Source organism: Mycobacterium sp. (genome assembly GCF_050701675.1).
Classification (GTDB): domain Bacteria; phylum Actinomycetota; class Actinomycetes; order Mycobacteriales; family Mycobacteriaceae; genus Mycobacterium.
The window spans coordinates 1-20,157 of the sequence record NZ_JBOGDD010000629.1; the positions used below are offsets into that span (position 1 = coordinate 1).

The window sequence follows — 20,157 nt, forward strand, 5'->3', positions numbered from 1 at the left end:
GTTGTACAAGCATCCGCGCAGTGGCGGGTTGGTGGCGATGGAGTCACGGGCGCGGTTGTTTCCGAAGGGGTTGGCGCGGTTCATCGACGTGCGTGATGACACGTGTCGCACGCCGTACTGTGATGCGCCGATTCGGCATCACGATCACGCGACGGCGCATCATCGGGCTGGCCCCACCAACTCGGTGAACGGGTTGGGTGAGTGCGAGCGGTGCAATTACGCGAAAGAGGCTCCCGGTTGGTCGGTGGCTGCTGCTTGCGATGACAAGGGCTGTCACACAGCTGAATTCACCACCCCGACCGGGGCTGTTCACCGGTCGAGGGCGCCGGCCCTACCGGGGGTGCCCAGAGTCGAGCTCAGCCAGATCGAGTACCGCGTCGGCATCGAGATCGCCGACCTACACGCGGCGTAGGTAGTAGCGCCGTTCGGGACGGCCCGCGCCGTACTGCAGGCGCAACTCGAGCGCGCCCACGCTCAGGAAGTGCTCGAGGTACCGTCGGGCGCTGACCCGCGAGATACCCACCAGCTCAGCGCATTCCGCTGCGGAGACCTCGCCTGCGTGGCGCACGGCCTCCAGCACCAGTTGGCCCGTCACGGTGCCGAGCCCCTTGGGCAGTGGTCCGTCGGCCGCCGGGGTGCCCGACGGCCCGCCGTTCCCGCCGAACAGCGAATCGATCAGTGATTGATCGGCACCGCCTGCTGACGCGAGCGCGTCAGCCCTCGCCGCGAAGGACTCGAGTTTGGCCTGCAGTTGCGGGAACTCGAAGGGCTTGATCAGGTAGTCGGCGGCGCCTCCGTCCAGCGCGCCGCTGACGGTGTCGAGTTCGCGGGCCGCAGTGATCATGATGACGCCGACCGGGTCGCCTGCGGAGCGCAAGCGCTGCAGTACTTCCAGACCCGTCATGTCGGGCAGATAGACGTCGAGCAGGACGAGATCCGGCCGCAGTGTTCCCGCCAACTCGAGTGCTTCGGCGCCGGTCCGTGCGGAGCCGACGGCGGCGAACCCGTCGACGCGGTCGACGAACCTGCGATGGATCTCCGCGACCATGAAGTCGTCGTCGACGACGAGCACTTCACGCATGGCCGGTCCGCCCCACTGTCAAGGTTTCCTGGCCGGCCAACCGTGCCGGTGGCAGCCTCACCTGGAAGCAGGCGCCACCGGACGGCGCATCGGTGACCTCGACCGTGCCGCCGAGCTGCGCGCTGACGAGGCGCACCAGGGCCAGCCCGATCCCGCGTCCGCCGGGCACGTCCGGCTTGGAGGTGACGCCGCGGGCGAAGATCTCTTCCCGAAGATGTTTCGGCACACCGGGTCCGGAGTCGGTCACCGACACCGTCATACCCTCCGCGTCGTCGACGTGCACGATGACCATGGCGTCGCGTGATCCCTCCGACACGTCGACCGCGTTGTCGATGAGGTTGCCGAGCAACGTGATCACGTCCGTCGCCAGGGCCGGGTCGAGTGTCGACAGGTGAGAGTCCGGCGCGATGGTCAGGGCAACACCGCTCTCGGCGGCCAGCGAGGTCTTCGCGATCAGCAGTGCGGCAACGGCCGGGTCCGAGACGAGTTGCGTCACGGCGTCACTGATCTCGGCGCGTCGTCGCGTCAGGGCGCCGACGAAGTCGTGCACGGAATCGTATTCTCCGAGCTGCACCAGACCGGAGATGGTGTGCAACTGGTTGGCGAACTCGTGAGTCTGGGCCCGCAGCGTGTCGGTGACGCTCTTGTGCGATGACAACTGCCCTTGCATCGACGCGAGTTCGGTGCTGTCACGCATGGTGGTGACCGTTCCGATCCTCTTGCCCTGGCTCGTCGCCGACCGGCGGTTGAGCGCAAGAACCCTGGTGCGGGTGACGATGACGACGTCGCGGCGATCCTCACCGGAAAGCAGGAATTCGGTGACGGCCGGGTCGACTCCGACCTGGTCGACGCGCCGCCCAACTGCATCCGGTGCCACGTTCAACAGTTCCTGCGCACTGTCGTTGAGCACCGTGATCACACCGTCGTTGTTCACCGCGACGACTCCCTCACGGATGCTGTGCAGCAACGCTTCCCGATGTTCGGCCAAGCTCGCGATCTCGGCGATCTCCAGCCCGTGGGTCTGACGCTTGATGCGGCGCGACAGCAGCCAGGAGGCGAGCATTCCGAGAGCGGCCCCGAGGCCCAGATACACCAGCAGCCGCTCACCCGCGCCGCTGAGCAACTGCCACACCGACGGGTAGCCCTCCGACACCGAGACGACGGCGAGGACGGCGCCGTTGATGTCGTTGATCGGCACCTGCCCGGCCAGCCCGTGCACGCCGTCGATGTCGAGGTCGCCGAACCAGGCGCGCCCCTGACGCGCCCCGCTGTCCGTCAGATTCAGCGTCCGACCGATCCGCGACGGTTCCGACGACACCCGAATGATGCCCGCCGGGTCGACGATCTCGGCCATTCCGGCACCCGACAGCGCGACCGCGCGATCCACTTCGGGCGCCAGGATCTGGGCGGCGAACGGATCGGCGTACCGCTCGCGGACGATCGGCGTCGACGCCAGGTTCTCGGCGACGGCGATCATCCGCTGTCCACGGACGTCGCGGAACTCCTTCGTCGACTGCGTGACCGATACCGCGGCCACGGCGATGAGGACCACGGCCACCACCAGCAGCTGGAAGGCCAGGAACTGGCCGGCGAGGCTTCGGGTGCCGCGTCGCAGGATCGATCGCCGCCGTGAACTCAATGACCAATACTTCCGTTGCGTCCTAAACAGTGACTCACGTCACTGTCGGGGTCCAGTATTGCTGAGCATCACATTCGCGACGGATGGGACCCGAATGAGAACGACCCTCATGAGACGACTACTGATCCTGACGAGTCTCGTCTGCGCTGCGGTGCTCCTGGCCGGGTGCGGGGTCACCCGCGGTGGCGAACAGACCGGTATGCACAGGCTGCGGATGATGGTGCCGAACAGTCCCGGCGGTGGGTACGACCTTACGGCCCGCACCGCGGTGAAGATCATGGAGGACGAGGACATCACCGGCCGCGTCGAGGTCTTCAACGTGATCGGAGCAGGCGGCACGGTGGCGATGGCCCGACTCATGAACGAGAAGGGCAACGACGACCTCATGATGATGATGGGACTCGGCGTGGTGGGCGCGGTGTACACCAACGGATCGAACGCGCTGGCGTCCAACGCGACACCGCTGGCGAAGATGGTCGAGGAGCCGGAGGGCATCCTGGTCCCGGCCGACTCGCCCTTCAAGACGGTCAACGACTTCATCGCCGCGTGGAAGGCCGACCCGGCCAAGGTCACCGTGGGCGGCGGTTCCTCACCGGGCGGCCCCGACCATCTGTTCCCGATGGAGACCGCGCGCGCCGCGGGGGTCGACCCGAAGACGGTCAACTTCATCTCCTACGACGGTGGCGGCGATCTGCTGACCGCACTTCTTGGCAAGAAGATCGCTGCAGGCACATCGGGTCTCGGCGAGTACGTGGACCAGATCGAGGCCGGTGAGGTCAGGGTCCTCGCCGTCTCCGGCGACAAGCGCGTCGACGGTGTCGCCGCGCCGACGCTGAAGGAGGCCGGCGTCAATCTCACCTTCACCAACTGGCGCGGAGTCCTTGCCCCACCGGGTATCTCGGACGAGGCGCGACAGTCGCTGGTGAAGGTCCTCGAGGAGCTGCACGCGACTGACGCATGGAAGGAAGCCTTGGTGAAGAACAACTGGAGCGACGCGTTCATGACGGGCGCACCGTTCGCGCAGTTCCTGAAGGATCAGGACCAGCGGGTCGCGTCGACCCTGACCGAGTTGGGGCTGTTGTGAGCGCACCGACCGAAGACCCGAAACCGGTGCAGCCGAAGGTCGTGGACAAGTCGCAGTACCTGGTGGCCGCCGTCTGCGTCGTGGTTGGTGCGTTTCTGATCTTCGATGCGCTGACCCTTCCTGGTGGTTACGCGAAGGTGGATCCCGTTGGCCCGAAACTCTTTCCGATGGTCATCGGGGTCGGCCTGGTGGTGCTGGCGCTCATTCTCGCGGTCGTGATTCCGCTGGGCTCCAGGGGCGAAGCCGATGCGGGCGAGGACATCGACCCGAACCTGCCCAGTGATTGGCGCACCGTCGGATTGTTGGTCGCCATCTTCGTCGCCACGATTCTGCTGGTGATCCCGCTGGGATGGACCATCACCAGCGCGCTGATGTTCGCAGGGTCGGCAACGGTTCTTGGCAGCAAGCACTACGTCCGCAATGTCGTCATCGGCGCAGTGCTCGGTATCGCCAGCTTCTATGCGTTCTATTCCGGGCTCGGAATTCCACTGCCCGCAGGCATTTTGGACGGGATTCTCTGATATGGACAATCTGAACTGGCTGCTGCAGGGGTTCGAGCAGGCCGCTACGCCGATGAACCTGCTCTACGCGGTGATCGGCGTACTGCTGGGGACCGCGGTTGGCGTGCTGCCGGGTATCGGCCCCGCGATGACGGTGGCGCTGCTGCTGCCGATCACCTACAACGTCAGCCCGAGCGCGGCCTTCATCATGTTCGCGGGCATCTTCTACGGCGGCATGTACGGCGGTTCGACGACGTCGATCCTCCTCAATACGCCAGGAGAGTCGTCGTCGGTGATCACCGCGATCGAGGGCAACAAGATGGCCAAGGCGGGAAGAGCCGCACAGGCCTTGGCGACGGCGGCCATCGGGTCGTTCGTCGCCGGCACCATCGGCACCCTGCTGTTGGTGTTGTTCGCCCCCGCGGTGTCTCGTTTCGCCGTCACGCTCGGCGCGCCGTCCTACCTCGCGATCATGCTGTTCGCGCTCGTCGCCGTCACCGCCGTGCTGGGATCCTCCAAGCTGCGGGGCGCGATCTCGCTGTTCCTCGGGCTCGCGATCGGTTTGGTCGGCATCGACTTCCTGACGGGGCAGGCCAGGGCGACGTTCGGCATTCCCCAGCTGTCCGACGGGATCGACATCGTGGTGATCGCGGTGGCGATCTTCGCGCTCGGCGAGGCGCTGTGGGTGGCCGCGCATCTGCGCCAGCGACCCGCCGAAGTGATTCCGGTCGGCAGGCCGTGGATGGGTCGTGACGACTGGCGGCGGTCCTGGAAGCCGTGGCTCCGGGGCACCGCGTACGGGTTCCCCTTCGGCGCGCTGCCCGCGGGCGGCGCCGAGCTTCCGACGTTCCTGTCCTACATCACCGAGAAGAAGCTCTCGAAGCACCCCGAGGAGTTCGGCAAAGGGGCCATCGAGGGCGTCGCCGGACCCGAGGCCGCCAACAATGCCTCTGCCGCAGGCACTCTGGTGCCGATGCTCTCGCTCGGACTGCCGACCAACGCCACCGCGGCGGTGATGCTGACGGCGTTCGTCTCCTACGGCATCCAGCCGGGGCCGACGCTCTTCTCCAAGGAGCCGCTGCTGATCTGGACGCTGATCGCCAGCCTGTTCATCGGCAACTTCCTGCTGCTGGTGCTGAACCTTCCGCTGGCCCCGCTGTGGGCGAAGTTGCTGCGCACCCCGCGGCCCTACCTGTACGCGGGCATCCTGTTCTTCGCCACGCTCGGCGCCTTCGCGGTCAACATCCAACCACTGGATCTGGCACTGTTGCTGGTCTTCGGTCTGCTCGGGTTGATGATGCGCAGGTTCGGACTACCGGTACTGCCGCTGATCATCGGCGTCATCCTCGGGCCGCGTATCGAACGCCAGCTGCGCCAGAGCCTGCAACTCGGTGGTGGCGACTGGAGCAGCCTCTTCAACGAGCCCGTGGCGATCATCGTGTACGTCTGCATGGCATTGCTTCTGTTGGCGCCGCTGGTGCTCAAGCTGCTGCACCGCGACGAGGAAACGCTGCTCATCGTCGAGGACGACCGGGACCAGAGAGAGAAGGCCCAAGCGTGATAGTCGTCGGATACACCGCCGATGAGTACGGCCGGGCTGCCCTCGAACATGCCATGACCGAGGCGTCCCTTCGGGGCACGGGCCTGCTGGTGGTCAACTCCACCAAGGGCGACGCCTACGCCGACCCCGCGTTCGCCAAGGAGTCCCAGGTGCACGACGTCGAGGAACGCCTCAAGTCGTGCGGTTTGGCGTATGAACTGATCCAGCCGGTCGGCGTCGACCCGGTCAACGAACTGCTCGAGGCGATGGACCGCGCCGACGCCGAGTTGCTCGTCATCGGCATCCGGCACCGCAATCCGGTGGGAAAGCTCTTGCTGGGCAGCGTCTCTCAGCAGCTGATTCTGGAATGCTCCAAGCCGGTTCTGGCGGTCAAGCCCACGGTGTGAGTGCACCCGCCTACGCTGGGTCGGTGCCCTCTGAATCCGAACACATCCCTGCACAGGTTTTCCTGATCTTCGGCGCCACTGGTGATCTGGCCAAGCGCAAACTGTTTCCCGGGCTCTACCACCTGGCAGCAGCAGGCCGGTTGCCCGCTGACTACGCCGTCATCGGCTCGGGTCGGCATTCCCCTGGTACCGACGACGAATTCCGCGACCAGATCCGCGGCCACCTCGAAGAGTTCGTCGGCGACCTCGACGACGCCGTGGTCAAGGAGCTGCTGAAACGGCTGACGTTTCAGACCTCAACCGATGACGACGGTACCGAGCTGGCGAAGGCGGTGCGCGACGCACACGAACGCCTTGGCGACGATTCCCGCACGCTGGTGTACCTGTCGGTGCCCCCGAGTGCGACGCGGGCGATGATCACCATGTTGGGCCGCGAGGGCATCGCCACCCGCGGTCCCGGCGGACCGCGCATCGTCAGCGAGAAGCCGTTCGGAACCGATCTGGAGAGCTCACGTGCCCTCGACGCGACGCTGAAGAGCGTGGTCGGCGAGGATCAGGTCTATCGCATCGACCATTTCCTGGGGAAGGAGGCGGTGCAGAACATTCTGGCGCTGCGGTTCGCCAACGGCCTCATCGAACCCGCCTGGAATCGCTCGAACGTCGTCTCGGTGCAGATCGACGTGCCCGAGGACCTCACGGTCGGCACCCGCGGCAGCTTCTACGAATCCACCGGTTGCTTCCGCGACATGATCGTCACCCATTTGTTCCAGGTGCTCGGTTTCGTGGCCATGGAGGCTCCTGTCCGCTTCGACGCACTGGCTCTGCGCAACGAGAAAGCCAAGGTGTTCGATGAATTGCGGGAACTCGACCCGTCCCGGGTGGTGTTCGGCCAATACGACGGCTACCGCGATGTCGACGGTGTCGCCGACGACTCGGCGGTCGAGACCCTGGTGGCCCTCGAGGCCTTCGTCGACTCCGACCGGTGGCAGGGCGTGCCGTTCTACCTGCGCACCGGCAAGGCGATGGGCGCGAACCGTCGGACCGTCACGCTGACCTTCCGCACGCCGCCGTCGGGACGGTTCGGCGACAATGCTTACGGCCCAGACCAATTGGTTCTCGAGCTCAACGATTCGCCGACGGCGAGCATCCATCTCAACGTCAAGCGTCCCGGCCCCGACATGGCGTTGACCTGCGCCACCTTCGACCTCGACCTGGGCAGGGAAGATCCCGACGACAAGCCGCTGGAGGCGTACGAGCGGCTGCTGCTCGACGTGATGCGCGGCGATCAGACCCTGTTCACCCGATCCGATGAGATCGACCGGCTGTGGCAGGTCTGCCAGCCGGTGCTGGACAACCCACCCCCGGTTCAGCCGTACGAGAAGGGGTCGTTCGGGCCGGAAGCCGCGCTGCGTCTGCCAGGTCCTGGGGGATGGCGGCTGCCCGATGCCTGACGCCTGACCACGCTCTACCGCCAGACCTCCGGCACGCTCTCAGACGCTGATCCGGATCGTCCCGTCGACCGCTTCGACCGGGTAGCTGCGGACGGCCATACCGGTGCCGGACACCTCGGTGCCGGTGCACATGTCGTAGGCGTAGTTGTGCAGTGGGCACACGACCGTGTCGTCGTCGGTCAGTCCGTCGGCCAGTGGTCCACCGCGGTGTGGGCAGACGGCCCCGAGTGCTCGCAGCGAACCGTCGCGCATCCGGTACACGGCGATCTGCTCGCCGTCGACGGCGAAGGCGCGGCCCTGGCCGCGGGGGATCTCGTCGACCCGGCCGACCGCGACGCCCGTCATCGGACCGGCACCCGGGGGAGCGGCAGCAGTGGCAACGACGAGCGGAACTGACCCTCGGCCACCGGCTGCTTGCCGTCCTGCCACGGATCGCGATAAGCCTCAACGGACTTCGTCATCGCCGCGTCGAGTTCGGCAGCGATGCCCTCGGCGTCGTCGACCACCACCGCGCGGATCTTGTCGATTCCCACGCGCGGCACCCAGGCATAGGTGCGCTCCAACCAGTTCGCGTTCTCGCGGTAGTACTGGAGAAAGCGCCCGGTCAACGTCATGACCTCGGCCATGCTGTCGACGGTGGCCAGCAGATCACCCTTGCGGATGTGGGCTCCGGCGGCACCGCCGACGTACATCTCCCACCGGCCGCCGTCGACCGCGACGACGCCGAGGTCCTTGCACAGCGCCTCCGCGCAGTTGCGCGGGCACCCGGTGACGGCCAGTTTCATCTTCGCCGGGCTGGCCAGCCCTTGGTAGCGCTCTTCGATGGCGATGCCCAACGCGGTCGAGTCCCCAACGCCGAAGCGGCAGAAGTCGCTGCCGACGCAGGTTTTCACGGTGCGGAAACTCTTGCCGTAGGCGTAACCGGACGGCATGTCGAGATCGGCCCAGACGTCAGGCAGATCCTCCTTGCGGATGCCGAGCAGGTCGATTCGTTGGCCACCGGTGAGCTTGATCAGCGGAACGTCGTACTTGTCGGCGACGTCGGCGATCCTGCGCAACTGCGCCGAGTTCGTCACGCCGCCCTTCATCTGCGGCACCACCGAGAAGGTTCCGTCGCGCTGAATGTTCGCGTGCACGCGGTCGTTGATGAAGCGGGCGTCGCTCTCGTCGACGAAGTCGGAGCCCCACATCATCTCCAACAGCGAAGACAGCCCCATCTTCGAGCCCGCATCGGGCCTGCCGTCGGGTGTCAGTGCAGCGAACACCGATGACACCGAATGCAATTGGAGTTCGCGGATCAGCCGCATCAATTCCGGTTTGGCGTAGGGGACACCGGGGACGTACCAGTTGGCGGACGGGTCCTCGGTTACGCTGCCACCCGCTGCCCACTCGACGATCTGGCCGACCAGCTCCTTGCAGGAGCCGCAGCCCTTGCCCGCCTTGGTCTTCGCCATCACACCGCTCAGCGACGTCTCGCCACCGGCCACGCAGGCCGTCAACGCTCCCTTGCTGACCCCGTTGCAGTTGCAGACCTGCGCGTCGTCGGAGAGCTCGGCAACGCCGACCGCGACGTCGGGGGTGCCGATGTCGAACATCAGCGCGACGCGCTCTTCTGGCAGTGCCAGTCCGCTGTCGAACGCCTGGGTCAGGAACGAGACCTTGCTGACGTCGCCGACGAGCGTGGCGCCCACCAGCTTGCCGTCGCGGATGACGACCGTCTTGTAGACACCGTGTCTGGGTTCGGAGAACTGGACGAACTCGTCGTCGGGTAGCTCCGGGCCCTTCAGCCCCATCGAAGCAACGTCGACACCCGCCACCTTGAGTTTGGTCGCCGTGCGCGACCCATGGTATGCCGCAACGGAGTTGGCGCCCGTCAGATGGTCGGCGAGAACCGTCGCCTGCTCCCACAGCGGAGCCACGAGTCCGTACACCTGGCCGCGGTGCTGGGCGCACTCGCCGACGACGTAGACGCGGTCGTCGTCGATCGAGCGCATGTGGTCGTCGACGACGATGGCGCGCTCGACGGTCAATCCCGCACGTTGCGCCAACCCGACGTTGGGCCGGATCCCGGTGGCGATGACCAGCATGTCGCAGTCGATCGAACTGCCGTCGGCGAACACGACGCCGGTGAGGCGGCCGTCGTCGGACGTCGTGACCTCGACGGTGCGCTTCTCGACGTGCACGGTGATGCCGATGCCCTCGACGGACCTGCGCAGGATCACCCCTGCGGGATCGTCGAGTTGCGCGTTCATCAGCGTCGGCCCGGAATGGACGACGTCGACGGTCAGTCCACGGTTCTGCAGGCCGCGGGCGGCCTCGAGCCCGAGCAGTCCACCCCCGATCACCACGGCCCTGGTGCGGTGCGCGGCTTCGGCGATCATGCCGACGCAGTCGTCGAGGGTCCGGAAGCCGAAGACGCCGTCGGTCAGGGTCTTGTCATCGGCCCAAAGGCCCTTCATCGGCGGGAAGAACGACCGGCTGCCGGTTGCCAGGATCAGCCGGTCGTAGCGCTCGGCGGCGCCGTCGTCGGAGTACGCGATGCGGGCGAACGGGTCGATGCGCACCACGCGGACACCCGCGCGCAGATCGATGTCGTTCTCGCCGTACCAGTCGACCTGGTTGAGGTAGATCTCTGCCGGATCATCGCTGCCCGCAAGCACGTTGGACAGCAGGATGCGGTTGTAGTTGCCGTACGGCTCGTCGCCGAACACGGTGATGTCGAACAGCTCCGACCCGCCACGCGCCAGGATCTCCTCGACGGCACGGATTCCCGCCATCCCGTTGCCCACCACGACGAGCTTCTCGGGGGCGCTCTGCGTCACTGGACCTCCACCAGACCGAGGTCGACGATCACCGTTCCGCTGCTCCCGCTGGGGGCGGCGACGAAGAGTTCCAGGACGGTGTCGGCCAGCAGGTCCTCGACCACCCGCAGCGCGACGTGAGTGGCGCCGTTGGCTGCGATGGGGAAGTACCGCATCGGCTTGCCGTCCCGGAACAGCACGACGGTGATCATGTCCGACGTCGAGTTGCCGCCGCGGAAGTACACCGGTTGGGTGGTGGAGCCAGCAGGGACGGTGTAGCGCAGGGATTCGTCGATCAGCGACGGCTTGGCCAAGCCGTTGCCCTCGAAGTCGAAGGGGCCCTGCAGGAAGACCGGTGTGCTGCCGTCGCTCATCTGGCGAAATTAGGTCCGGTTTGTTTCGGCAAGGTTTCGTCGGCGCTTCCGTCGTGAATAACAGTGCCTCACCCACCCCGCCCGAGACGTGTGAGGCACTGTTGACACAGTCGATACGGCTGGGCAACGGATGCGGAACGGCTTGGCCGTAAACCTGATTCAACACCTGCCGAGGAGAATCAGTCATGCAGCTGCGCCGCGACCGCAACATCGAGCACTGGGATGCCGAAGACGTCGACGCCTGGGAAGGACGGGGCGAAACCACCCCGGGAAGGGACGTGGCGAAGCGCAACCTGATCTGGTCGATCGTCGCCGAGCACGTCGGTTTCTCGATCTGGTCGATCTGGTCGGTGATGGTGCTGTTCATGCCGCAGACCGTCTACCACATCGACGCCGCTGGGAAGTTCTACCTGGTGGCGATGCCGACGCTCGTCGGCGCCTTCATGCGGATCCCGTACACCATCGCCCCTGCCCGCTTCGGCGGGCGCAACTGGACCATCGTCAGCGCCCTGCTGCTGCTGATCCCGACCCTGCTGACGTGGTACGTGATGACGCAGCCCGCAACGTCGTACACGACGTTCATGGTGGTGGCCGCGCTCGCAGGCCTCGGCGGCGGCAACTTCGCGTCGTCGATGACCAACATCAACGCGTTCTACCCGCAGCGTCTCAAGGGCTGGGCGCTTGGCCTCAACGCGGGCGGTGGCAACATCGGCGTCCCGGTCATTCAGCTCATCGGGCTGTTCGTGATTGCCGCGATCAGCAACACCGCACCCGAAATCGTCTGTGCCGTATACCTCGTCGCAATCGCCATCGCGGCGCTCGGTGCCGCGTTCTTCATGGACAACCTGCGCAACCAGCGCTCGAACCTGGGCGCCATGGCCGAGGCGCTGCGATACAAGCACTCGTGGGTGATGAGCTTTCTCTACATCGGCACGTTCGGGTCGTTCATCGGCTTCAGCTTCGCCTTCGGTCAGGTCATGCAGATCAACTACCTGGCGGGCGGCGACAATGCCGCACAGGCCTCGTTGCACGCCGCGCAGATCGCCTTCATCGGACCTCTGCTCGGCTCCATCACGCGGCCGTTCGGCGGCAAGCTCGCCGACCGGGTCGGCGGCGGCAGAGTCACGCTCTACGTGTTCGTCGCGATGATCTTCGCCGCAGGCATTCTGGTGGTGGCAGGCGTGCTCGACGACCGGATGGCCGGCGCCCCGAGCGGTGGCCAGATGGCCGGCTACGTCGTGGGTTTCATCCTGCTGTTCATCCTGTCCGGCACCGGAAACGGGTCCACCTACAAGATGATCCCGTCGATCTTCGAGGCCAAGGCGCAGGGCAAGGAAGGCTGGAGCCGCGAGGAGAAGGCGGTGTGGTCGCGCAGCATGTCGGGCGCGCTGATCGGATTCGCCGGAGCCGCGGGCGCACTGGGTGGCGTGTTCATCAACATCGTGCTCCGGGCCTCGTACGTGGGTGACGCCAAGTCCGCCACCAACGCCTTCTGGGTCTTCCTCGGCTTCTACGTGGTGTGCGCGATCACCACGTGGTTCGTCTTCCTGCGGATGAAGACTCATCTGCACGCGGGTGAGCACATCGGCAGGACGCCCGAACCCGTCGGCGCCGGATAGCCGATGGAGACGTCCGACGAGCAGGGCACGGTGACGCGCACCTCTTGTTCGTACTGCGGTGTCGGATGCGGCATCACGGTACAGACGCGGCCCGACCCCGAGACGGGGCTGCCGGTGATCGCCCGGGTGGCGGGGGACAAGCTGCACCCCACCAACTTCGGTCGACTGTGCACCAAGGGCGCCACACACGCCGAGATGATGCGCGCCGACGAGGGACGGATGACGTCGGCCCTGCTGCGGCCTGCGCGCGGTGAGGAGCCGGTTCCCGTCCAGGTGGACGAGGCCATCGCCGAGGCGGCCCGCCGGCTGCGGACGATCGTCGACGAACACGGGCCGGACGCGGTAGCCATGTACGTCTCGGGGCAGATGTCGCTCGAAGCCCAGTACGTGGCAACGAAGTTGGCAAAGGGCTTTCTGCGGACGATCCATCTGGAGTCGAACTCACGGCTCTGCATGGCCAGTGCGGGCACCGGCTACAAGCAGTCGTTGGGGGCGGACGGCCCGCCGGGGTCCTACACCGACTTCGACGCATGCGACCTGTTCTTCGTCATCGGGTCCAACATGGCGGACTGCCATCCGATTCTGTTCCTGCGCATGGCCGACGGACTCAAGGCGGGCGCCAAGCTCATCGTCGTCGACCCTCGCCGCACCACCACGGCGGAGCGGGCCGACCTGTTCATGCAGATCAAGCCTGGCACCGACCTGGCGCTCCTCAACGGGCTGCTGTACCTGTTGGTGCAGAGCGGCGCGATCGACGCCGAATTCATCGCGGCGCACACCGAGGGTTGGGACGCGATGCCTGCCTTCCTCGCCGATTACCCGCCGCAGCGGGTGGCCGAGCTCACCGGGATATCCGAGGCCGACATCCGCACTGCCGCAGCGATGATCGCCGAGGCCGGGAATTGGATGACGTGCTGGACGATGGGTCTCAACCAGAGCACCCACGGAACGTGGAACACCAACGCCATCTGCAACCTTCACCTGGCGACCGGCGCCATCTGCAGGCCGGGCAGCGGGCCCATGTCGTTGACGGGGCAGCCGAATGCCATGGGTGGGCGCGAGATGGGCTACATGGGGCCGGGTCTTCCCGGTCAGCGCGCCGTGGTGTCGGCCGATGACCGTGCGTTCGTCGAAGGGAAGTGGAAGCTGCAGCCCGGCACCATCCGGACCGACGTCGGGCCGGGAACCATCGACATGTTCAAGCGGATGGCCGACGGCGACATCAAGGCGTGCTGGATCATCTGCACCAATCCCGTTGCCACCATCGCCAACCGCAAGACCGTCATCACGGGCCTCGAGGCCGCCGAACTCGTCATCACCCAGGACGCCTACGGCGATACCGCCACCAACCGCTATGCAGACATCGTGCTGCCCGCCGCGCTGTGGGCCGAATCCGAATACGTCATGGTGAACTCGGACCGCAACCTGACCCTGCTGCCACAGTCGATTCCGCCAACGGGGCAGTCCCGCCCCGACTGGCAACTGATCTGCCAGGTGGCCGCCGAGCTCGGCTTCGGCGAACACTTCGACTACGAGTCCAGCGAGCAGATCTTCGACGAGCTGCGCCAATTCACCAATCTGAGAACGGGTTACGACCTGCGGGGCGCCACCTACGACCGGCTCCGCGAAACGCCGCTGCAATGGCCGGTCCCGCCCGCTGATCTGCCGGGTGGCGCCGACGACCGCCACCCGATTCGCTACCTCAACGACGGTGTGAGCCAGGAGCTGTTCACCGACGCCGATGGGCACCGACCCCGGCTTGCCTTTCCCACCCCGTCGCGGCGCGCGATCTTTCACCCCCGCCCGCACATGGATCCCCGTGAACTACCCGACGACGACTATCCGATGGTGCTCAATACCGGTCGCCTGCAACATCAGTGGCACACGATGACCAAGACCGGGAGGGTGGCAAAGCTCAACGGGCTCGACTCAGGGCCGTTCGTGGAGATTCATCCGGACGACGCAGCGGCACAGGGCATCGTCGAGGGCCAGGCCGTGGAACTGGCCTCGCGGCGGGGCCGGGCGGTGCTGGCGGCGGTGGTGAGCGACCGGGTGCGACCTGGCAATTGCTTCGTACCGTTCCACTGGAACGACGAGCACGGCGAGTACCTGGCCATCAACGCCGTCACCAGCGACGCCGTCGACCCCGATTCCCTTCAGCCCGAGTTCAAGGCCTGCGCGGTCAGCGTGCGTCCAGCGGGACCGGTTCCGGTGCCACGGGAGCTCGCGCCCGCGACGATGAATGCGATCTCCTCGACGCTCGGGCTCGACGGTCTCGAGCCGCCCGATCTCGACGACGTCGAGAAGCTATACCTGGCAGGCTTCTTCAGAGCGTTGCCCCCAGACGTGCACGGAGTTCCTTTGCTGCCCGACGAAGCTCCGGTCGGCAGGGCGGTGCGACACTACGTCGACGGCATGCTCGCAGGAAGGTATTCCCGTACCGGGGCGGCCGGTGTGGCGGATTCGATTGCCGGACCGGTGCGGCTGGTGGTCTGGGCCTCGCAGACCGGCAACGCCGAGGAGTTCGCGGCACGGGTGGGCGAGCGGCTCGGCACGGCGGGCGCGCCCGCGCGGGTGTTGAACATGGACTCCTGTCAGCTCTCCGATCTCGCCGGGGCCCGCGACGTTCTGGTGGTGACCAGTACCTTCGGCGACGGCGGACCGCCCGACAACGGCGCAGCCTTCTGGACCCGGCTGGCGTCGGCCGACGCCCCAGCGCTGGACGGGATGCGCTACGCGGTGCTCGGCATCGGGGACCGGTCCTACGACGACTTCTGCGGCTACGCAAAGTCCTTGGACGCCCGGCTGGCCGAGCTGGGCGCCACCAAACTGGTCGAACGCATCGAATGCGAGGCCTACGACGACGAACCGATGGCGCGGTGGGTCGACGAGGTGACCACACTCGTCGGCGTCGACGCAGTCGACACGGCACCCGCGGTCCCGCCGTCGACGCGAAACCGGACCGCCGAACCGTTCACCCGCAACAGCCCGATCGAGGCTCCCCTGAGCCGCAACACCGTGCTGACGGCGCCCGGCTCGGCAAAGGAGGTGCGCCAGTTCGGGTTCGACATCTCCGAGCATGCGGTCAGGTATTCGGTCGGAGACGCGTTGGGGGTGTTCGCCACCAACAGCGAGCAGATGGTGACGAAATGGCTTGCGGCCACCGGACTGTCCGCAGACGATGCGATAGAGGTCGACGGAACGGACATGCGTCTCGGTGATGCGCTCGTGTCGCACTACGACATCTGCCGCGTCACCCCGAGCCTGTTGGACTTCGTGACCGAGGCCAACGATGCGGCCGGATCGCTGAGAACCCTGCGCCGCAACCGCTCTGGGCTGGACGAGTGGCTCAGGGGTCGCAATGGCGTGGACGTCGTCACGGAATTCGGCGTTCGCGCCGAGGTGGAGCAGTGGCGCGATGCCCTGGTCCGGCTGACTCCGCGGTCCTACTCGATCTCCAGTAGCCCGTTGGTGAGCCCCAACGAAGTGCAGTTGACGGTGTCGATCGTCCGCTACGCGGGCAGCGACGGCAATGAGCGTGGGGGAGTGTGTTCCACGTTTCTCGCCGACCGGGCGGCCGAGGCACCGGTACCCGTCTTCCTGCAGCCGTCCCCACACTTCCGGCCGCCCGAGGACGGTTCCGTTCCGATGATCATGGTCGGCCCAGGGACGGGCGTCGCACCGTTCCGCGGATTTCTGCAGGAGCGCCGCGCGCTCGGTCATCGCGGCAACAACTGGTTGTTCTTCGGTGACCGGCACCGTGCCGAGAACTTCTATTACCGAGACGATTTGGAGGACATGGTCAGCGACGGTCTGCTCAACAGGCTCGACCTGGCCTTCTCGAGGGACCAGCCGCAGCGGGTGTACGTCCAGCACAAGATGCTGGACTACGGCGCAGACGTCTGGCGCTGGCTGGAGGACGGCGCGCACTTCTACGTGTGCGGTGACGCAGCCCGAATGGCCAAGGACGTCGACGAGGCACTGACCGCCGTCATCCGCGAGCACGGCGGGATGTCCGCGGAGCGGGCCCACGACTACAAGCGGGAGTTGGTCGCCACCAAGCGGTACGTGCGCGACGTGTACTGAGCGTCCGCACGGGTGTCCGCGCCGGGGTGTAGCTTCGCGACATGGCCGCCCCCACCCTGAACGTCACACTGCCCGGCCGTCTTGGCGACCCGACCATGGAACTGCGCTCGGATCCGCGGGCCGATCCTCGCATGGTTGCGGCGTTGGCTCCGTTCGGGCTCGATGCGCGGGCTGCCGAACTGGCGGTGACGAGACAGTCACCGCTGGAGGAACTGCTGGCGGTCGCGTCGGCGACCGAGCAGGCCTTCGACGGACTGTTCGGTGCACTGCTCGCGGACGCTCCGCAGCCGCACGGTGTCGAGACGCGGATCCTCACCATCAAGGGCATCGACGGAAACGACGTCAGGCTGTACGTCCACCGGCCGATGGGCGTGTCCGCTCCGCTGCCGGGGCTGCTGCATCTGCACGGTGGCGGGATGGCGATCCTGACCGCGGCCGACCAGTCCGCTGCCCTGTGGCGCGGCCACCTGGCTGCGCAGGGCTGCGTGGTCGTCGGCGTGGAGTTTCGGAACTCGGGCGGGGCCCTCGGCCCGCATCCGTTCCCCGCCGGCCTCGACGACTGTGCCAGCGCACTGGACTGGATGCACGGTCAGCGCGAGGGGCTCGGCGTGACGTCCATCGTCGTCACAGGAGAGTCCGGCGGAGGCAACCTCTCGCTGGCGACGGCCCTGAAGGCGAAGCGGGACGGTCGTTTGGACCGCATCGACGGGGTCTACGCGCAGGTGCCGTTCATCTACGGTGCTTACGACGCCCCCAACCCCGCTCTGGCGTCCCTCGTCGAGAACGAGGGCTACATCCTCACCCCATCGGTCATGACGCTCATGGCGGCGCTGTACGACCCCAACGGTGAACACACCACCAATCCGCTTGCCTGGCCGTACTACGCAGCCGAAGAGGATCTCCGCGGCCTGCCGCCGCACGTCGTGACGACCGACGAGGTCGACCCGTTGCGGGACGAGGGGCTGGCCTACCTGAGGGCGCTGCAGCGGGCCGGGGTGAACGCCACCGGTCACACCTACAACGGCGTCGGTCACGCCTGCGAGGAGCTTCTGGCGGCGTCCGTGCCTGCGCTGTTCAACCGCGCGCTGCGCGATGTCGCGGACTTTGCACGCAGTGTGAGTTGAAGAGTGTCCGAGGGGGGACTTGAACCCCCACGCCCATTAATAGGGCACTAGCACCTCAAGCTAGCGCGTCTGCCATTCCGCCACTCGGACAAGAGCGCCTAAGGCTAACGGATACCGGTGCCGAGGCCAAAACCCGGTGGGCGTGCAATGGTACGAATGGTGACTGTGACTGATCTTCCCCAGGCTAGCGACGAGGTCGTCGAACTCGTCAGCACGCTGATTCGGTTCGACACCTCCAACACCGGCGAGCTCGAGACCACCGCGGGCGAGGAGGAGTGCGCCCGCTGGGTAGCCCAGCAGCTCGAAGAAGTCGGCTACCGGACCGAGTACGTCGAGTCCGGCGCGCCAGGCCGCGGGAACGTCTTCGCCCGACTGCCCGGCGCCGACCCCAGCCGCGGTGCGCTGCTCATCCATGGCCACCTCGACGTGGTGCCCGCCGTGGCCGCCGACTGGAGCGTGCACCCGTTCTCGGGAGCAGTCTCCGACGGTTACGTCTGGGGGCGCGGCGCGATCGACATGAAGAACATGATCGGCATGATGGTCGCCGTCGCGCGGTACTTCAAGCGAGCCGGGATCGTGCCGCCGCGGGACCTGGTGTTCGCCTTCGTCGCCGACGAGGAAGCAGGCGGAAAGTACGGCTGCGGATGGCTGGTCGAGAACCGGCCCGATCTGTTCGAGGGCATCACCGAGGCCATCGGCGAGGTCGGCGGCTTCTCGCTGACGGTGCCGCGCGGCGATGGTGGGGAGAAGCGGCTCTACCTCATCGAAACGGCCGAGAAGGGCATGCAGTGGATGCGCCTCACCGCCCACGGTCGGGCCGGGCACGGCTCGTTCGTGCACGACGAAAATGCCGTCACCACCCTTGCGGGAGCCGTCGCGCGGCTTGGCGCCCATCGGTTTCCGCTGGTGCTGACCGACCCGGTCGCGCAGTTCCTGACCGCCGTCGGCGAGGAGACCGGGCACGCCTTCGACGCGGATTCGCCCGACCTGGACGGGACCATCGCCAAGCTGGGGCCGATCGGCCGCATCGTCGGCGCCACGATGCGCGACTCGGCAAACCCGACGATGCTCAAGGCCGGATACAAGGCCAATGTCATCCCTGGCACCGCCGAGGCCACGGTGGACTGCCGGGTGCTGCCCGGGCGGCTTGCCGAGTTCGAGGCGACGATCGACGAGCTGATCGGCCCCGACGTCACCCGCGAGTGGATCACCTCGCTGCCGGCATACGAGACGACGTTCGACGGCGACCTGGTGGATGCCATGAACGCCGCGCTGTTGACGGTGGACCCCGACGCGCGCATCGTGCCCTACATGTTGTCCGGTGGAACTGATGCGAAACACTTTGCCCGCCTTGGTATTCGCTGCTTCGGCTTCATTCCGCTGCGGCTGCCGCCCGAACTGGACTTCGCGGCCTTGTTCCACGGAGTCGACGAGCGGGTACCCGTCGAGTCGCTGACGTTCGGGACAGCGGTTCTCGAACACTTCCTGCTGCACTGCTGATTCACCACTGCCAGATCAACCGAGAGGACCCAATGAGCACCCCGTACGACAACCTTCCGAAGCTGCCCAGCTTCACCCTGACCTCCGAGTCGGTCACCGACGGCAAGCCACTGGACAACGACCAGGTGAGCGGCATCATGGGCGCAGGCGGATCGGACGTCTCGCCACAACTGAGCTGGTCGGGCTTCCCCGAGACCACGCGCAGCTTCGCGGTGACGGTCTATGACCCCGATGCCCCAACGGGTTCGGGGTTCTGGCACTGGGCGGTGGCCAACCTGCCCGCCACGGTGACGGATCTGCCCGCAGGCGTCGGCGACGGCAGCCAGAGCGGATTTCCCGGTGACGCCATCACCCTGGCCAACGACGCAAGCCTGAAGCGTTACATCGGGGCCGCACCGCCACCGGGGCACGGTGCGCACCGCTACTACATCGCCGTGCACGCCGTCGACGTCGAGAAGCTCGACCTGCCGGAAGGGGCGACGCCGGCCTACCTCGGGTTCAACCTGTTCAGCCACGCGATCGCCCGTGCCGTCATCCACGGCACCCACGAGCAGAAATAGTCACCGATCCGGCAGCGGCCCACACCGTACGTCGAAACGCTCCCGCACCATGTCGAGGGCCCGCGCCGCACGATCGCGCGAGCGGCGGTGCGTGAGCACGAATTTGGCCAGACTCGGCAATCGACGATGCAGCGGGTACCAGGCGTCGAAGTCGAGGCCGTTGTCGGTGAACACCTGCCTCGGGACGCTGTCGTAGATGAGGCTCAGGTTGTGCTGGACGAGCGTGAAGAGGGCATACGGAAACACCACGCTCGACTTCTCCCGCAATTCCTGAAGATCCAATTCGTACAGTGGGACATTCCCGATCGCGTCGAGGAACGCGAGGTGGGCCATGAAGTAACCCTGGAACGCAGGCAGGTGCAGGGTTGCCGACCGCGGCTGGATCGAGACC

15 protein-coding genes, 1 tRNA gene and 2 pseudogenes are annotated in these 20,157 nt (G+C 66.6%); 11 read left to right on the forward strand and 7 right to left on the reverse strand.

Features of this window, described 5'->3' with window-relative positions; genetic code table 11:
• Nucleotides 1-412 (forward strand): annotated as a pseudogene (locus ACRDUX_RS19315) (HNH endonuclease); the annotation flags it as partial.
• Here ACRDUX_RS19315 and ACRDUX_RS19320 read toward each other — a convergent pair.
• Both ACRDUX_RS19320 and ACRDUX_RS19325 read right to left on the reverse strand, forming a co-directional pair.
• Nucleotides 398-1,081 carry a response regulator gene (locus tag ACRDUX_RS19320; protein WP_526415632.1) on the reverse strand — a complete coding sequence of 228 codons (684 nt, stop codon included), beginning with the start codon at nucleotides 1,079-1,081 and terminating at the stop codon, nucleotides 398-400. The pseudogene ACRDUX_RS19315 and the gene ACRDUX_RS19320 overlap by 15 nt on opposite strands.
• Nucleotides 1,074-2,720 carry a sensor histidine kinase gene (locus ACRDUX_RS19325; protein WP_526415633.1) on the reverse strand — a complete coding sequence of 549 codons (1,647 nt, stop codon included), beginning with the start codon at nucleotides 2,718-2,720 and terminating at the stop codon, nucleotides 1,074-1,076. Before ACRDUX_RS19325 ends, ACRDUX_RS19320 begins: the two co-directional genes overlap by 8 nt.
• 109 nt (nucleotides 2,721-2,829) lie before the next feature.
• Between ACRDUX_RS19325 and ACRDUX_RS19330 the strand changes: the two genes are divergently transcribed.
• The 5 genes from ACRDUX_RS19330 to zwf are packed head-to-tail and all read left to right on the forward strand — an operon-like array spanning nucleotide 2,830 to nucleotide 7,702.
• The gene (locus ACRDUX_RS19330; protein WP_526415634.1) at nucleotides 2,830-3,804 is read left to right on the forward strand and encodes a Bug family tripartite tricarboxylate transporter substrate binding protein; all 975 of its coding nucleotides are present in this window, start codon (nucleotides 2,830-2,832) and stop codon (nucleotides 3,802-3,804) included.
• Complete coding sequence (locus ACRDUX_RS19335; protein WP_526415635.1) at nucleotides 3,801-4,325, forward strand: tripartite tricarboxylate transporter TctB family protein; 525 nt, start codon at nucleotides 3,801-3,803, stop codon at nucleotides 4,323-4,325. The genes ACRDUX_RS19330 and ACRDUX_RS19335 overlap by 4 nt, the downstream gene beginning before the upstream one ends.
• A gap of 1 nt (nucleotide 4,326) precedes the next feature.
• Entirely contained in the window at nucleotides 4,327-5,865 is a 1,539-nt protein-coding gene (locus tag ACRDUX_RS19340; RefSeq protein ID WP_526415636.1) for a tripartite tricarboxylate transporter permease, read from the forward strand.
• Nucleotides 5,862-6,251: a universal stress protein gene (locus ACRDUX_RS19345; RefSeq protein ID WP_526415637.1), complete on the forward strand. Its 390-nt coding sequence runs from the start codon at nucleotides 5,862-5,864 to the stop codon at nucleotides 6,249-6,251. Before ACRDUX_RS19340 ends, ACRDUX_RS19345 begins: the two co-directional genes overlap by 4 nt.
• Nucleotides 6,252-6,274: 23 nt before the next feature.
• Nucleotides 6,275-7,702: a glucose-6-phosphate dehydrogenase gene (gene zwf, locus ACRDUX_RS19350; protein ID WP_526415638.1), complete on the forward strand. Its 1,428-nt coding sequence runs from the start codon at nucleotides 6,275-6,277 to the stop codon at nucleotides 7,700-7,702.
• A gap of 39 nt (nucleotides 7,703-7,741) precedes the next feature.
• Here zwf and ACRDUX_RS19355 read toward each other — a convergent pair whose 3' ends face one another.
• From ACRDUX_RS19355 to ACRDUX_RS19365, 3 genes are read right to left on the reverse strand one after another with little or no spacing between them, the layout of a single operon-like run.
• Complete coding sequence (locus tag ACRDUX_RS19355; protein ID WP_526415639.1) at nucleotides 7,742-8,047, reverse strand: Rieske (2Fe-2S) protein; 306 nt, start codon at nucleotides 8,045-8,047, stop codon at nucleotides 7,742-7,744.
• On the reverse strand, nucleotides 8,044-10,479 hold the full coding sequence (gene nirB, locus ACRDUX_RS19360) for a nitrite reductase large subunit NirB (RefSeq protein ID WP_526415646.1): 2,436 nt from the start codon (nucleotides 10,477-10,479) through the stop codon (nucleotides 8,044-8,046). The genes ACRDUX_RS19355 and nirB overlap by 4 nt, the downstream gene beginning before the upstream one ends.
• Before the next feature lie 41 nt (nucleotides 10,480-10,520).
• Nucleotides 10,521-10,877 (reverse strand): molybdopterin oxidoreductase, encoded by a 357-nt coding sequence (locus tag ACRDUX_RS19365; RefSeq protein ID WP_526415640.1) that lies wholly within the window; start codon nucleotides 10,875-10,877, stop codon nucleotides 10,521-10,523.
• A 185-nt stretch (nucleotides 10,878-11,062) separates the two neighbouring features.
• On the opposite strand from ACRDUX_RS19365, the gene ACRDUX_RS19370 reads away from it, so the two are divergent.
• Genes ACRDUX_RS19370 through ACRDUX_RS19380 form a run of 3 tightly spaced genes read left to right on the forward strand, consistent with a single transcriptional unit; the run spans nucleotide 11,063 to nucleotide 17,706 of the window.
• On the forward strand, nucleotides 11,063-12,496 hold the full coding sequence (locus ACRDUX_RS19370; RefSeq protein ID WP_526415641.1) for a nitrate/nitrite transporter: 1,434 nt from the start codon (nucleotides 11,063-11,065) through the stop codon (nucleotides 12,494-12,496).
• Nucleotides 12,497-12,499: 3 nt separating this feature from the next.
• A complete protein-coding gene (locus ACRDUX_RS19375) occupies nucleotides 12,500-16,582 on the forward strand; it encodes a bifunctional nitrate reductase/sulfite reductase flavoprotein subunit alpha (RefSeq protein WP_526415642.1) in 4,083 nt (1,360 codons plus the stop codon).
• 41 nt (nucleotides 16,583-16,623) lie between these two features.
• The gene (locus ACRDUX_RS19380; RefSeq protein ID WP_526415643.1) at nucleotides 16,624-17,706 is read left to right on the forward strand and encodes an alpha/beta hydrolase; all 1,083 of its coding nucleotides are present in this window, start codon (nucleotides 16,624-16,626) and stop codon (nucleotides 17,704-17,706) included.
• Between the two features lie 4 nt (nucleotides 17,707-17,710).
• On the opposite strand, the gene ACRDUX_RS19385 is transcribed toward ACRDUX_RS19380, so the two are convergent.
• Nucleotides 17,711-17,796 (reverse strand) — tRNA-Leu (locus ACRDUX_RS19385).
• A gap of 66 nt (nucleotides 17,797-17,862) precedes the next feature.
• Here ACRDUX_RS19385 and ACRDUX_RS19390 point away from each other — a divergent pair.
• Both ACRDUX_RS19390 and ACRDUX_RS19395 read left to right on the forward strand, forming a co-directional pair.
• Nucleotides 17,863-19,206, forward strand: a complete 1,344-nt coding sequence (locus ACRDUX_RS19390; RefSeq protein WP_526415644.1) for a M20/M25/M40 family metallo-hydrolase — start codon at nucleotides 17,863-17,865, stop codon at nucleotides 19,204-19,206.
• 32 nt (nucleotides 19,207-19,238) lie between these two features.
• Nucleotides 19,239-19,766, forward strand: a complete 528-nt coding sequence (locus ACRDUX_RS19395; RefSeq protein WP_526415645.1) for a YbhB/YbcL family Raf kinase inhibitor-like protein — start codon at nucleotides 19,239-19,241, stop codon at nucleotides 19,764-19,766.
• Here ACRDUX_RS19395 and ACRDUX_RS19400 read toward each other — a convergent pair.
• Nucleotides 19,767-20,157: pseudogene (locus ACRDUX_RS19400) on the reverse strand (potassium transporter); the annotation flags it as partial.

Excerpts from the sequence above, each read along its gene's own strand:
- ACRDUX_RS19320 (WP_526415632.1), bottom strand. The coding sequence starts at position 1,081 with ATGCGTGAAGTGCTCGTCGTCGACGACGACTTCATGGTCGCGGAGATC.
- ACRDUX_RS19330 (WP_526415634.1), top strand. The coding sequence starts at position 2,830 with ATGAGACGACTACTGATCCTGACGAGTCTCGTCTGCGCTGCGGTGCTC.
- ACRDUX_RS19340 (WP_526415636.1), top strand. The coding sequence starts at position 4,327 with ATGGACAATCTGAACTGGCTGCTGCAGGGGTTCGAGCAGGCCGCTACG.
- ACRDUX_RS19355 (WP_526415639.1), bottom strand. The coding sequence starts at position 8,047 with ATGACGGGCGTCGCGGTCGGCCGGGTCGACGAGATCCCCCGCGGCCAG.
- nirB (WP_526415646.1), bottom strand. The coding sequence starts at position 10,479 with ATGGCGGGAATCCGTGCCGTCGAGGAGATCCTGGCGCGTGGCGGGTCG.
- ACRDUX_RS19365 (WP_526415640.1), bottom strand. The coding sequence starts at position 10,877 with ATGAGCGACGGCAGCACACCGGTCTTCCTGCAGGGCCCCTTCGACTTC.
- ACRDUX_RS19370 (WP_526415641.1), top strand. The coding sequence starts at position 11,063 with ATGCAGCTGCGCCGCGACCGCAACATCGAGCACTGGGATGCCGAAGAC.
- ACRDUX_RS19375 (WP_526415642.1), top strand. The coding sequence starts at position 12,500 with ATGGAGACGTCCGACGAGCAGGGCACGGTGACGCGCACCTCTTGTTCG.
- ACRDUX_RS19380 (WP_526415643.1), top strand. The coding sequence starts at position 16,624 with ATGGCCGCCCCCACCCTGAACGTCACACTGCCCGGCCGTCTTGGCGAC.
- ACRDUX_RS19390 (WP_526415644.1), top strand. The coding sequence starts at position 17,863 with ATGGTGACTGTGACTGATCTTCCCCAGGCTAGCGACGAGGTCGTCGAA.
- ACRDUX_RS19395 (WP_526415645.1), top strand. The coding sequence starts at position 19,239 with ATGAGCACCCCGTACGACAACCTTCCGAAGCTGCCCAGCTTCACCCTG.